Below are 13848 nucleotides of genomic sequence, written 5' to 3' on the forward strand. Positions count from 1 at the left end.
GCTGGGCTTTTTGTTTTACCTTTACGCAATTTCCTTGCGCATGGTGACGGAGGTCGTTCGCGTATAGCCGGGATGGGCCGTTTCCGCGATCTTTCGATAACCCAGTTTTTCAAACACCGCCCGGTTGCGCATCAGTTCGATACGCACCTGCAATTCAATCGCCGGCTTGCCCTTCGCGATAGTTTCGGCCTCCACACAATGCATAAGGGCGCGCGCGATCCCTTGCCCCTCGAAAGCAGGCGCAACGGCCAGCTTGCCGAGATAAAAGCTGTCGCTTCCTTCTTTGATGAAAACGCAGCCTACTAGTTCTTCGCCGATCAGGGCGACAAAGCCGATTTCATCGCTGGCCTTTTGTTTCAGTCCTTCCGCGGTCAGAAGATGCGCGGACGACGGCGGATCGATCACGCCGTCCATATAGGCAAAGCTGTCGCGGATGAGTTTCAGAAGCTCGTCCCAGCGGGCGAAATCCTGAGTGATGGGTACGATACGGGGCGTGGTCATTTGGGCGTGCGCGCCTTGTATCGAATGGTCTCGAAGCGGACATTCAGCGCATTATAGAGCAACAGGCGACCGACCAGCGGCTCGCCGATGCCAGTGACGAGCTTGATGACCTCCATCGCCTGCAAGCTGCCGATCACGCCCGGCAATACACCCAGCACGCCCGCTTCCGCGCAGGTTGGGACGGTTCCCGGTGGTGGTGCTTCCGGGAAGAGATCGCGATAGGAGGGATTTGGCGCGCCATCTGGTCCCGTCAGATAAGGCATCAGCACCGTCACGGTGCCATCGAAACGGCCCATCGCGCCTGTCACCAGCGGGCGCCCGACCTTGGCTGCCGTATCCGCCAGCACATAGCGTGTCGTGAAATTATCGGAACCGTCGACGATCACATCGTAAGCGGCAATGAGCGCTTCGGCATTGTCCGCACTGAGACGCAGGGCGTGGCCTTCGACCGCCACATGCGGATTGATGCGCGTAATGGCGCTTCGCGCGCTCTCGACCTTTTGCTGCCCGACGCTTTCCGTGTCGTGGATGACCTGACGCTGCAGGTTGGACAGCGAAACCGTGTCGTCATCGACGATGCCAAGCGTTCCTATGCCCGCTGCCGCCAGATATTGCAGCACGGGCGCGCCGAGACCGCCAGCGCCGACGACCAGCACGCGGGCCGCCTTCAGCTTCTGCTGGCCGGGACCACCGACTTCCGGCAGCACGATATGGCGCGCATAGCGTTCAAGCTCTTCGGACGAAAAAGGTCTGGATGGTGCATTCATGATGGCCACAACATATGCCTCCGCGACGATGCTGTCAGCGGATATTTTAGCTCTTGGTGAGGACGCCGCCTGCGACACTGAAAAACTGCGCATCGCCGCCAAGCGTATCGAACAGCGCCCTGTCGGTTCCGGTCATGAAGGCCTGTCCGCCGAGATCATCGAGAATGCTGAACAAGGCGGCACGACGACCTGAATCGAGATGCGCGGCGATTTCGTCCAGAAGGAGAATCGGGGCCATGCCGGATAATTCGCCGGTCAGGCGCGCATGGGCGAGGATAAGACCGATCAGCAATGCCTTCTGCTCCCCGGTCGAACAAAGGGCGGCAGGCATCGCCTTCGGCCGATGCTGCACGATGAGGTCGGTGCGGTGCGGCCCGTCCAGCGTGCGGCCAGCCGCTCGATCCCGGCTGCGCCCGTCACGCAAGTTGCGGCGGAAATCCTCTTCCAGATCGAGCGCCGCCTCAACGCCGATCCGCTGTTCCAGCGAACCTTCCAGAAAGCAATCCGCCTTCGGGAAAGGACCTTCTGCCGGCAACCGTTCGATCATGGCTGCAATCAGCCGCATGGCTTCCGCCCGCGCTGCGGCAATGGCGGTGCCAAGCTCCGCCATCTGACTTTCAATGGCGTCGAGCCAACGGTCGTCATTATTGCCTTCGCTCAAAAGCCGGTTACGGCTGCGCATGGCCTTCTCATAATCGAGCACACGCTTGCCGTGCCCGGTATCGATGGCGAGCACCATGCGGTCGAGAAAGCGCCGCCGGTCCGACGCGCCACCGGTGAAAAGCCCGTCCATGGAAGGAACGACCCAAAGAATGCGGGCATAATCGAGCAGCTCGTCGCCAGAGGCCGCAACGCCGTTGATGCGAACCTTGCGCCCGCCTTCTCCGCCGCCTGCAGTTCCAGTGCCAATTTCTGCTTCGCCGTAAATCATGCAGTCGAGCGTTGCGTGGATGGCAAAGCCGTCATGCGCGACAGTTCGCGCCACATCGTCATAGGAGGCCCGGCGAAGGCCGCGCCCCGGCGACAGAAAGGAAAGTGCTTCGATGAGATTGGTCTTGCCCGAACCGTTCTCGCCCGTCAGCACCACATGGCCGAGACCAAGCGGCAGCGAGAGTTCCGCATAATTGCGGAAATCAGTCAATTTAAGCCGCCGGACCGAAACCCGGTCAGGGCGGCTCGTTATGTCGTCTTTTATATCCACAATCGGGTTCTTTAAGAGGCCTCTTCCAGCGAGATGCCGTGGCTGTCGAGATTTTGGTTATGGCGAGCCGAAAATGGCGGGATTTGAGAACCGGAGCGGAGTGTACTTCACCGCATAATCCCGAAAAGTTGCTGACTTGTCGGGATTATGCGTCGAAAAATGCCACGTGAGCACCGGAAGCGAAAAATCACGCCATTTGCAGGCCGCCAGAGCCTGAAGATCGATAGCTCCTAAACGCGCATCGGCATCAGGACATACAGCACATCTTCGTCGCCGGTGTCGCGCACCAGTGTGGGCGAACCGGCATCAGCCAGCATGAAGACAGCATCCGAGCCGGAAAGCTGGCTGGTGATATCGAGCAGATATTTGGAGTTGAAGCCGATATCCAGTGGATCGGAATCATAATCCGCTGCCAGCTCATCCGTAGCGCTGCCCGAATCGGGATTATTGACCGTCAGCGTCAGCTGGCCATCGGCGATGGAAAGCTTGACCGCACGGCCACGCTCGCTCGAAATGGTCGAAACGCGGTCCACCGAAGCGGCAAATTCCTGGCGTCCGATGGTGAGCTTCTTGTCATTGCCGGAAGGAATGACGCGCTGGTAATCCGGGAAGGTGCCGTCAATGAGCTTGGAAGTAAGCACCACCGAGCCGACCGTGAAGCGGATCTTGGCATCCGACAGTTCCACTGTCGCCACCACATCCGGAGCGTCAACCAGCTTTTGCAGTTCGGCAACCGTCTTGCGCGGGATGATAATGCCCGGCATGCCTTCCGTGCCCGATGGCGCTTCCAGTTCGGCGCGCGCCAGACGGTGACCGTCGGTCGCCACGGCGCGCAGCTTCAGAGCGCCGTCGCTTTCAATGGCATGGAAGTAGATGCCGTTCAGATAATAGCGGGTTTCTTCCGTCGAGATCGCAAACTGGGTGCGATCGATAAGGCGCTTCAGCGCCTGCGCTTCGATGCGGAAGGAATGGGTGAAAGACCCGGCTGTCAGTTCCGGGAAGTCCGACTGCGGCAGACACTGGAGACGGAAGGACGATTTGCCGGAAATGACCGACATCGAACCGCCATCCGGATTGGTCGACAGCATGACTTCCGCGCCATCGGGAAGCTTGCGCACAATGTCATAGAGAAGGTGTGCCGGAACGGTCGTCGCACCCGCCTGCTCGACCATGGCGGCGGTTGCTTCATTCACTTCGAGGTCGAGATCGGTCGCCTTGAGGGCGAGGCTTGCGCCTTCGGCCTGCAAAAGCACGTTCGACAGAATCGGAATCGTGTTGCGACGCTCCACGACGCGGTGGACGTGGTTGAGAGATTTGAGAAGGTTCGATCGCTCTAGGGTAACACGCATGTTCAAACGCACTCGCTCGCTGGGACCAGGGCGCTTGCATCTGATGGGCAGCGGCCCTCGTCGGTACGGCGCCAGAGGCGCCAGAAAGGTCCGTTAAAGTGGCAGATTTTTAAGGAGAAAAGCAAGCCCGCGCCGTGCCGTAATGCGACAGGGCCCGGGCTTTTTGTTGATAACCGCCTTTGATAGCGGGGAAGCTGGTTTTATCAGGCAGCCTGATCGTTGATGAGGCGCTTCAGAAGCTCCAGCTCTTGTGCCAGCTTGGTGTCGGCACCCACCAGATCTTCGATCTTGCGCACAGCGTGCAGCACGGTGGTGTGATCGCGTCCGCCAAAGCGGCGGCCAATTTCAGGCAGCGAGCGCGGCGTCATCATCTTGGCGAGATACATCGCCACCTGACGCGGCTTCACGATGGTGCGGGTACGACGATTCGAGAGCAGATCCTGCTTCGAAACATTGTAATGCCTCGCCACGATGCGCTGGATCTCCTCGATGCGGATGCGCTTCGGTTCACCTGCGCGGGTCAAATGACCCAGCAGCTCATCCACGCGGTCGATTGACAGATTCGGCTCGAAAGACTGGCGGAACAGAAGCTGGTTGAAAGCACCTTCCAGCTCGCGACCCGATCCGGTGACGGTGCGGGCAACATGCGAGAGAATCTCGTCGCCAATGTTGAGGCTCGGATCTTCAACCTGTGCCGTGTTCAGACGACGACGCAGCATTTCAACGCGCATGTCGTAATCCGGTGCGGCCACTTCAAGCGCGACGCCGCCCTGCAGACGCGAACGGACGCGAACGTCGAGCGATTCCAGTTCCGACGGTGCACGATCAGCGGCAACCACGACCTGCTTGGCGCTGTCGAGCAGCGTGTTCAGGAGATGGCAGAACTCGTGCTGAATGGACTTGCCCTGCAGAAACTGCATGTCGTCAATGACCAGAAGGTCGATGTCGCGCAGCTGTTCCTTGAAGGAAAGCGCATTGTTGTCACGGATCGCGGTCGCAAAGCGCCACATGAAATATTCAGCTGTCAGATAAACGACGCGGGCCTTTTCCTGACGCTGCAACGCCGCCGCTGCAATGGCCTGGAGAAGATGCGTCTTGCCGAGACCAACGGAGGCATGGATGAAAAGCGGGTTGAAGCGCACGGCGCTGGAACCGGCTTCCGCAATGGTGCGGGCGGCAGCAAGCGCTACGCGATTCGATGCGCCATCGACGAAGCTGTCGAAGGTGTAGCGCGGATCAAGCGGCGAACCGAGAATCGAGCCCGAAGCGGCAGCCGATTCTGCAACCACGGCGGATCCGCGCTTGTCACCGATATGCTGACCAGCAAAGGACTGGCCGACCGGGAACATCATCTTTTCGCGCGGCGCCACGACCGGCTTGGTTTCAGCCGATTCTGCCGTTTCTGCGGGAGCGGCGCTGCGAACCACACGGTTCATGCCGCGCACCACAACTTCGACCTTCAGGATCTGGGCGTTTTCTTCCTGCCAGAGTTCGGTCAGGAGTTCGGAATAATGATTGTTGATCCAGGAGCGCAGAAAAGCGGTCGGAACCGACAGACGCACAATGCTCTTGGAAATATCGTCAAGTTTCAACCGGCCAAACCAGCTCGAATAGATTTCGCTGCCCACGCGGGCTTTCAGCTTTGCCGTCAGGCGCTCGAAAGCCTCTTCGCTAACCGCAGCGTCCACGTTCGTCAGGCTCTTGTCATTGCCGGTAGCAGAAGATCCATGGATACGGTTCGCATGTGCATCATCACCCATCGTTGCCGTCGCCTTGCCGCTCGTCATTGCCATCGCTCGCCTGCCTTCACATTCGTACGCGCCATTTTCCGGCGCTTGTCATTTTTTCCAGCTCGTCGTTCCGGATCTGTCGTCCTTCAACGTCGGCGGTACTCATTCATACACTCAGGCCCGCAAACATCCGGGCCAAACACAAACTCAATCGAACCCAACAGGTCCCAAACCGAAATACTCCTTTCCGGTTACCCGCGCACGACTCATACAACTGTTCACCGAAGGCTGATTGCCCGGAACCCCTTCCACGACAACCACTCAATTGCCCGCCATCTGTCCAAAACGACTTTCCGGTTAATGGCCAGTTAATGGCCCGGTCATTGAATGATAAGCAATCGCCTGAAAGAAAGAGGACCTTGGAGACCAGAAAATAGCGCCCGCGGATTGAACATCCACGCTGACATTCGACAGCAATAAGCGCTAACTCCGGGCCGGTGGCCCACCCCTCTTGATGAGCTGACTTTAGCGAAGGGCCGGCGCAAAGAGCAAGCCTGAGATTGCCAGTTTTTTTTCATAAAACCCCTTGCATGGGGCAGTGCGACAGACAGGGAATCGGACGCCAGCGAATTAACGCCTTTGGATTCAAGGCATTTTCCACATGGTCAAATTAGATGGTCCTGATCTGTTCCACCTTAAAAATAAATTTTAAAATTTTGCTTGACTCAAACGGCCTTCCGAGTCCGGTCAAACCCCTGTGGATAACTCCGTCGAAATCTTCGCAAATGATTGAAATTACAATTGAAAATTACCTAATCATTGTTTTTGGAAACCTCGGAAACCGGCCTTTTCACATTGAAAAATCTGCGAAAAAATTGCGACCTCTCGTTGCGCAGCCTTCCGTCAGAAACCCGGAAAAAAGAAAACCCGGCTAACAATGAGCCGGGTTTCGAAATTTACATATAAAAATAGGCAGCAATTAGGCGTTGAGTGCCTTCACGCGCTTGGCAAGACGAGACACCTTGCGAGCAGCAGTGTTCTTATGTACGACGCCCTTGGAGGCTGCGCGCATCAGTTCAGGCTCAGCAGCCTTGAATGCGACTTCCGCAGCCTGCTTGTCGCCGCTCTGAAGAGCGTCTTCCAGCTTGCGGATGAAAGTGCGAACGCGCGAGCGGCGCGACTTGTTGATTTCGGTGCGGGCAGCGATCTTGCGCACTGCCTTCTTGGCCGAAGGAGTATTGGCCATAAATGCCTCTCTTTTTCTGTCAGCTAGCCAGGGGCTTAAACCGCCGGGCACAAAACCTCTAGGGCAGCCGAAATCCCTAGAAATCCCGGGAAGGCCGCCGATCCGTGGGCGGGCTTATAGATCAGCTTTGCCCTCACGTCAACGAGGATTCTGTCTCAACCGCCAATCAAAAAGCCGGATTTGCGCCTGCGTACGGGCTTTTCGGCCCTTACAGGGGGCCATCATACCACATCGGGCAACGGTAATAGCTGCCCGATGTGCTGTCGGTCTTATCGATTCTTGAAGCTTGGCGTGCGCTTGTCGATGAAAGCAGCCATGCCTTCTTTCTGATCTTCGGTCGCAAAAAGCGAATGGAACAGGCGGCGCTCATAGCGCAGTCCTTCGTTCAAGGTCATTTCGTAGCTGCGATTGACCGCTTCCTTGGCCATCAGCACGGAGGGACGCGAGAACGAGGCGATGCACCCAATCCAGAACAACTCCTATATGCGGTCAGAACAGGTTCGTGAACCAGTCATCTGGAAGAATTGCAGCCGACATCGTCAAATACTACAAACTAATGGCATAGGGTGCCGGATCATTACAAATAACCTGACTTCAATTTCAAAATGAACCTCAAGAAACCAAAACGAAAAAGGCCGGGATGGACCCGACCTTCCGCTTTCACCTGAGTTGACGCCGGTTCATCCGCGGTCGTCGTCCCAGGTGAATTCCCGATACGGAGGGAGATATAAACCCTCTCCGTTTCAAGATTGTGACATCCTCGAAATTTCTGCCAAAGAGCAGAAATCACCCGTCGAAACGAGCCGCCCGATATCAGGCAGCCATCGCCGTTTCGGCAAATTCGGGATGGTTATAGTTCCAGACCTCGACCAGACACTGATGCATCAAATCAAGATCGACCGGACCAATCCGGCTCAAGACCAGATCAAGATCATCGCGCTCAACACCACGGTTAAGAAGCTCGACAATCGCTTCCGTGAGAATCATTTTATCGTCAAATCTGTAGCGCTGCATAAACCTGCTCCGCTAACTGCCCCAGCTTTTCATGGATTCAGACTAGACACTTATAGTTAACCGAAGCTTAAGCCACGGAAAACCAACGCAACTTCGACTGACGCCACGCAACTGACGCGAATGCTTGCCCCTGACGGCTTATGGCCGTCGCCCGATATGAAATATGTAACCAAAGCTATCCAAAAAACGGCCAGAATATCGCCAGGCCGAACAAGAATAAGTCTCATTCTTACTCCATGCTCCGCCAAAGCCAAGCAAAAACTGGCGATAGAATTTATTTCATAAAACTCTTTTAAAGCGTTCCCATGAGCTTTTTCAAAATATACGCCCAATGGTCCGTCAACCGCGTCAGAATTGGCGCTCTTGCTGCTTTGGTGGGAGCAAGTATGTTGGGCGGCTATCTCTATACGATCCAGTATAACGGCAATGTCCATGAAATTGTGCCCGGAGAGGCCTATCGTTCGAACCAGCCTGATCCGGCGCGGATCGCAAAACTGCAAAAGGCCTATGGTATCAAGACCATCATCAATCTGCGCGGTCCGGAACCGGGTGCGGATTGGTATGACGACGAAATCAACGCTTCACAAGCGCTTGGCATCCAGCATGTTGATTTTGAAATGTCGTCCAGCAAGCGGCTGTCGCCCCAGCGCGCGCAGGAGCTGATCACGCTGATGCAGAATGCCGAAAAACCGATTCTCATTCATTGCAAGGCTGGTGCCGATCGCACTGGCCTTGCCGCGGCGCTTTATGTGGCGGCTATCTCCAAGGGCGGCGAGCGCAAGGCCGAGGGGCAGATGTCCATAGCCTATGGGCATTTCGGTTTTCCGGGCAGTCCGACCCATGCGATGGATGACACCTTCGAAGAGCTTGAACCGACGTTCAACTTTTCCGGGTCCTGAACTGCCTTCTAATATTTATCTGAACGCAAAAACGCCGGGACAAGCCCGGCGTTTCTGATTGTCTGTCGAGGGCGTCTTATTCGAGGCCGACGATCTTGCCGTCATCCCACTTGAAGATGTCGAAGCTCGGCGAGCTGAGGTCGCCATTTTCGCCATAGGTCAGCGTGCCGATTGCGGTTTCGATCGGCTTGCCGTCATGCAGAGCCTTGGCAACGGCAGCCGAATCTTCGGCAGAACCAGCGCTTTCGATGCCAGCCTTGATGACTTCAACTGCGGCATAGGCGTTCATGGTGAAGGCTTCAGCCGGGATACCCTTGGCCTTCAGCGCTTCGATGGCGTCCTTGGATGCGGGGTTCTTCGTGGCGTCCTTGGCATTGGTGAACAGCGTGCCCTGTGCGTTGGTGCCGCCGATTGCCCAATATTCGGTGTTGGACAGACCTTCACCGCCGAGAACCAGCGCCTGCATGCCAGCGTCATGCAGCTGACGCGACAAGAGACCGCCTTCGGCATGGTAGCCGCCGAAATAGACGACATCAGCGCCTGCCGACTTCAGCTTGGTCACCAGTGCGCTGAAATCCTTATCGCCCGGCGTGACGGAATCGTAATGCACTTCCGTAACACCGCCCTTATTGATCGCAGCCTTGAAAGCGTCGGCCAGGCCCTTGCCATAGGCGCCCTTGTCGTGGATCACAGCGACCTTCTTGTCCTTGAAGTTCTTCAGGACATAATCGGCCATGACTTCGGCCTGCTGGTCGTCGCGGCCGCAGGTGCGGAACACGTTTTCCAGCTTGCGTGCGGTCAGATCCGGGCCAGTTGCAGTCGGGGTGACCATCAGCACGCCGTTTTCAGAGAAAACGTCGGATACCGGAATGGCAACGCCGGTCGTAACCGGGCCAACGACGAACTTGATGCCATCGCCGACGATCTGGTTGGCAGCAGAGACGCCCTGCTTCGGTTCACCGGCGTCGTCGGCAAACTTCAGAACGATCTTCTCGCCCTTGATGCCGCCAGCCTTGTTGATGACTTCGGCAGCGGTTTCTGCGCCCTTCTTCACCTGATCGCCGAAAGCGGCAACCGGACCCGTCAGCGGTGCAACCACGCCGATGGTGATGTCGGCATAAGCAGCGCTGGCAAAACCGAGTGTAGCAGCGAAAGCTACGCTGGACAGAAGTTTCAGGTTCATTCTTTTTCTCCTTTGGTGGGGCGCCGTCCTGAGACGCGCCCTCATCTAACCCATGATGGCAACCCATCCGGTCAATTGTCAGCGCTTACGTGCTGCCGAATTGCCGGGCCCTCCCTTTTGTTTCATCTTACGATCTCAAAGGGTCGATCCAAAAGCGCGCCGCACCGCACCCAAAAAGGGACTGGAGCCATAATATTATCCAAAACAGCCTCGGCGGTTTCGGAAAACTGCTCCAAAACGGGAGCCGCTTTCGTGATGTGCTAAGAATGCATTTCCGGCTTTCGATTGCAAGGGGCCAAGTGCCCACAGTGACAGCGAAAATCGGCCTCCTCCCAAAGTCTAACTCCCTCCCTTCCATGATGGTGATTGCTTCGCAAAAAAGGCCGCGATCCCTTCCGCGGCCTCCGGTGTTTCCCATGTGTCGGCAAGACGGGTGAGCGTCATGTCGATGACGGCTTCGTCAATCGGCGCGACCAGCGCGCGGACGAGCCGTTTCGACGCCGCAACCGCCGCCGGTGCGGTGGAAAAATACGGTTTGATCTCCGCCTCGACCGCCACATCCAGCTGCTCAGCCTCGACCACCTCATGCAGCAGGCCGATACGCATTGCCTCCTGCGCGTCGAACAGTCGGGCAGAGGTAAATGTGCGCAGTGCATGGGCCTGACCAATGCGCGCCACGACATAGGGGCTGATGGTGGCAGGTATCAGACCAAGCTTCGTCTCCGTCAGGCCGAAGCGCGCGCCGGACACGCCGATGGCTGCATCACAGACACTGATGAGGCCGATACCACCACCATAGGCTTGTCCATTGACGCGCGCGATCAGCGGTTTTGGCAGATCGCGAAGCGCCTTCAGCATCAAGGCGAGCTTGCGCGCTTCCTCGATCCGCTGCGCACGGCTGGCATTCACCTGCGCCTGCATCCAGCCAAGGTCGCCGCCCGCGCAAAAGCTCGTGCCCGCACCGGTCAGAACCACAATCCTCACCTTCGGATTATCCGCCAGATGCAGCGCCGCAGTGGTCAGTTCATCGATCATCAGGCCGGACAGCACATTGTGCTGCTCGGGCCGGTTCAGCGTCAGCGTTGCGACGCTGCGCGCGTCAATGGCAAGCTGAATGGTCTCGAAAGGGTTCATGCGGCTCTATCCTGACGCAGCGCCTGCGCGAACAATGCCGCCGACCGCAGCTTGTCCAGATCAAGGCCGGTTTCAAAACCCAAACCGTGCAAAAGTTCGGCCACTGCCACCGTATCGACATTGCCCTTGGCACCCGGCGCAAAAGGACAACCGCCCAGACCGCCGACCGATGCATCGAACACCCGCAAGCCCTTTTCCAGACTGACGCGAATATTGTCGAGCGCACGTCCGCCCGTGTCGTGATAATGGCCCGCAAGGCTGTGCGCAGGGGCGATGGCAAGCACCGCATCCAGCATGGCCGCGACCTTGTCGGGCGTGCCGCGCCCAATCGTGTCGCCAAGGCTCACCTCATGGCAACCGAGCGAGAAAAGCTGCTCAGTCACATCGGCAACGGCCTGTGGCGCGGTCGGCCCGTCATAGGGGCATTCGATGGCGCAACTGACATAGCCGCGCACCGCAAGCCCGTCATTGATCGCAGCGCCAATTACCGGCGACAGGCGTTCGATGCTCTCGGCAATCGTGCAGTTGATGTTGGCTTTGGAAAACCCCTCCGAGGCGGAGATGAAAACCGCGACCTCGTCGACATTGGCCGCAGCCGCCGCCTCATAGCCCTTCATGTTCGGCACGAGCACAGAATAGCGCACGCTGTCGGCGCGACGAATGCCCGCCATCACGTCTGCCGCATCGGCCAGTTGCGGCACCCATTTCGGGCTCACGAAACTCGTCGCCTCGATGCGGGCATAACCGCAGCCAGACAGGCGGTCGATCAGCGCGATCTTGTCCGCCGTCGGCACAAAACGTTTCTCGTTTTGCAGGCCGTCACGTGCTGCCATTTCAACGATTTCGACGTGTTCAGCCATGTTCATCCTCCAATTCGACAAGCAGCGCGCCTTCACTGACCTGATCGCCAGCCACAACGGTAATGGATGTGATCTTGCCGTCGCGTGGCGCAGTCAGTGACAGTTCCATCTTCATCGCCTCCATCGTCACCAGCGGATCGCCTTTGGCGACGCTGGTGCCTTCCACGGCGGATACGAGCCGTACAAGTCCTGGCATCGGTGCAAGAATGCGGCTTTCCGTGGACGCATCATCTTCCGCTCCGGCAGACAACACATGATGAAATATGGTGTCGCGCCCGTCGAACTGCACCGTCACATCATGCCCGATGCGAACGACAGACGCTTCCGACACACGAGCATCGACGGAGAACCGAACCAGCCCGTTTGCGTGACTGCGGATTTCGACCGCGCCGAAATCGAAGCTGAAACGCCGTTGATCATTGATCGTAAAGCTGATTGTCCGGCGTTCGCCCTGATGGTCGAGCAGCACCGAGCGCGATGCATCGCCCCACAGACGAAATCCGCGCAGGCTCGACCATGGATCGTCGCTCAGCGGCGCATCCAGCAGATCGAGCGCCGCCAATGCCGCCAGTGCAAAGGCGATTTCCGATGGCGGCTCGTCAGCAAATAATTGCCCTGCCTCGCGGGCAATCAGCCCGGTATCGACATCGCCGGTGCGAAACGCATCCAGCTTGCAAAGCGCCGACAGGAACTGCCGATTGGTGACAAGACCGGCAATGCGGGTCTTGCCCAACGCCGTATCCAACCGGTTCAGCGCCTCTTCGCGATCCCGGCCATGGACGATAATCTTCGCGATCATCGGATCATAGAACGGCGTGATGGTATCGCCTGTCCGCACACCGGAATCGACACGCGCATGTTCAGGCGGCCCGAACAGCGCAAGCCTGCCTGTCGCAGGCAGGAAGTCGCGGGCCGGGTCCTCTGCATAGAGCCGCGCTTCAAAGGCCCAGCCGTGGATGGCAAGCTCGTCCTGCCGCTTCGGCAAGGTTTCGCCCGAGGCCACACGCAACTGCCATTCGACCAGATCGAGACCGGTGATCGCCTCCGTCACCGGATGCTCCACCTGCAAGCGCGTGTTCATTTCCATGAAGAAGAACCGGTCAGGCCGCAGCCCTTCCGACACATCAGCGATGAACTCCACCGTGCCCGCGCCGGAATAGCCGATGGCCAAAGCGGCCTTCACCGCAGCTTCGCCCATCACCGCGCGCATATCCGGCGTCATGCCGGGTGCGGGCGCTTCCTCGATCACCTTCTGGTGGCGGCGTTGCAGCGAGCAATCGCGCTCAAAAAGATGCACCGCATGGCCGTGATTATCGCCGAAGACCTGCACCTCGATATGGCGCGGCTTGGTCATATATTTTTCCACCAGCACGGCGCTGTCGCCGAACGAGGCTTCCGCCTCGCGACGCGCGCTGTCCAGCGCTGCTGCAAAATCCGCCGCCTGATCGACGCGCCGCATACCTTTGCCGCCGCCACCCGCCCGGGCCTTGATCAGCACCGGATAGCCGATGCGGTCCGCCTCGCTTTTGAGGAAAGCGCCGTCCTGATTGTCGCCGTGATAGCCCGGCACGACGGGAACACCGGCTTTTTCCATCAGCGCCTTGGCGGCATCCTTCAACCCCATGGCGCGGATGGCTTTTGCCGATGGGCCGATGAAGACCAGCCCGGCAGCTTCGACGGCATCCACAAAACCGGCATTCTCCGAGAGAAAGCCATAGCCCGGATGGATTGCCTCCGCGCCGGTTTCAAGTGCAGCTTTGATAATCGCCTCGACATTGAGATAGCTTTGCGCCGAGATGGCAGGGCCGACGCGCACCGCCTCATCGGCCATCTCCACATGCAGCGCATTGGCATCCGCATCCGAATAGATCGCCACAGTGGCGATACCGAATTGACGCGCCGTGCGGATGACCCGACAGGCAATTTCCCCGCGATTGGCAATCAGTATCTTTTTGAACATCTGA

12 protein-coding genes and 1 pseudogene are annotated in these 13848 nt (G+C 58.1%); 1 reads left to right on the top strand and 12 read right to left on the bottom strand.

Translation table 11 applies throughout. The features are described 5' to 3' along the window. Positions 1-21: 21 nt before the first annotated feature. From FIC94_RS08320 to FIC94_RS08355, 8 genes and pseudogenes are all read right to left on the bottom strand, one after another. A complete protein-coding gene (locus tag FIC94_RS08320; RefSeq protein ID WP_140024531.1) occupies positions 22-501 on the bottom strand; it encodes a GNAT family N-acetyltransferase in 480 nt (159 codons plus the stop codon). Next, complete coding sequence (locus tag FIC94_RS08325) at positions 498-1268, bottom strand: molybdopterin-synthase adenylyltransferase MoeB (RefSeq protein ID WP_140024561.1); 771 nt, start codon at positions 1266-1268, stop codon at positions 498-500. The genes FIC94_RS08320 and FIC94_RS08325 overlap by 4 nt, the downstream gene beginning before the upstream one ends. Before the next feature lie 46 nt (positions 1269-1314). Next, positions 1315-2469, bottom strand: a complete 1155-nt coding sequence (gene recF, locus FIC94_RS08330) for a DNA replication/repair protein RecF (RefSeq protein ID WP_140024532.1) — start codon at positions 2467-2469, stop codon at positions 1315-1317. Positions 2470-2699: 230 nt separating this feature from the next. Further along, the gene (dnaN, locus tag FIC94_RS08335) at positions 2700-3818 is read right to left on the bottom strand and encodes a DNA polymerase III subunit beta (RefSeq protein ID WP_109368055.1); all 1119 of its coding nucleotides are present in this window, start codon (positions 3816-3818) and stop codon (positions 2700-2702) included. A gap of 203 nt (positions 3819-4021) precedes the next feature. Continuing rightward, the gene (gene dnaA, locus FIC94_RS08340; RefSeq protein WP_109368053.1) at positions 4022-5605 is read right to left on the bottom strand and encodes a chromosomal replication initiator protein DnaA; all 1584 of its coding nucleotides are present in this window, start codon (positions 5603-5605) and stop codon (positions 4022-4024) included. 922 nt (positions 5606-6527) lie between these two features. Further along, on the bottom strand, positions 6528-6794 hold the full coding sequence (rpsT, locus tag FIC94_RS08345; RefSeq protein WP_140024533.1) for a 30S ribosomal protein S20: 267 nt from the start codon (positions 6792-6794) through the stop codon (positions 6528-6530). A 269-nt stretch (positions 6795-7063) separates the two neighbouring features. Next, a pseudogene (locus FIC94_RS08350) lies at positions 7064-7252 on the bottom strand (enoyl-CoA hydratase-related protein); the annotation flags it as partial. A 355-nt stretch (positions 7253-7607) separates the two neighbouring features. Then, on the bottom strand, positions 7608-7808 hold the full coding sequence (locus tag FIC94_RS08355) for a hypothetical protein (RefSeq protein WP_109368090.1): 201 nt from the start codon (positions 7806-7808) through the stop codon (positions 7608-7610). A 305-nt stretch (positions 7809-8113) separates the two neighbouring features. On the opposite strand from FIC94_RS08355, the gene FIC94_RS08360 reads away from it, so the two are divergent. Continuing rightward, a complete protein-coding gene (locus tag FIC94_RS08360) occupies positions 8114-8707 on the top strand; it encodes a dual specificity protein phosphatase family protein (protein ID WP_140024534.1) in 594 nt (197 codons plus the stop codon). Positions 8708-8783: 76 nt separating this feature from the next. Here FIC94_RS08360 and FIC94_RS08365 read toward each other — a convergent pair whose 3' ends face one another. The 4 genes from FIC94_RS08365 to FIC94_RS08385 form a co-directional block, all read right to left on the bottom strand. Further along, positions 8784-9890, bottom strand: a complete 1107-nt coding sequence (locus FIC94_RS08365; protein WP_140024535.1) for a branched-chain amino acid ABC transporter substrate-binding protein — start codon at positions 9888-9890, stop codon at positions 8784-8786. Between the two features lie 339 nt (positions 9891-10229). Then, the gene (locus FIC94_RS08375; RefSeq protein ID WP_140024536.1) at positions 10230-11024 is read right to left on the bottom strand and encodes a crotonase/enoyl-CoA hydratase family protein; all 795 of its coding nucleotides are present in this window, start codon (positions 11022-11024) and stop codon (positions 10230-10232) included. Further along, a complete protein-coding gene (locus tag FIC94_RS08380; RefSeq protein ID WP_109368086.1) occupies positions 11021-11884 on the bottom strand; it encodes a hydroxymethylglutaryl-CoA lyase in 864 nt (287 codons plus the stop codon). Before FIC94_RS08380 ends, FIC94_RS08375 begins: the two co-directional genes overlap by 4 nt. Continuing rightward, positions 11877-13844 (bottom strand): acetyl/propionyl/methylcrotonyl-CoA carboxylase subunit alpha, encoded by a 1968-nt coding sequence (locus tag FIC94_RS08385; protein WP_140024537.1) that lies wholly within the window; start codon positions 13842-13844, stop codon positions 11877-11879. Before FIC94_RS08385 ends, FIC94_RS08380 begins: the two co-directional genes overlap by 8 nt. Between the last annotated feature and the right edge of the window lie 4 nt (positions 13845-13848).

The sequence above is a fragment of the Ochrobactrum teleogrylli genome, from assembly GCF_006376685.1.
GTDB lineage: Bacteria > Pseudomonadota > Alphaproteobacteria > Rhizobiales > Rhizobiaceae > Brucella > Brucella teleogrylli.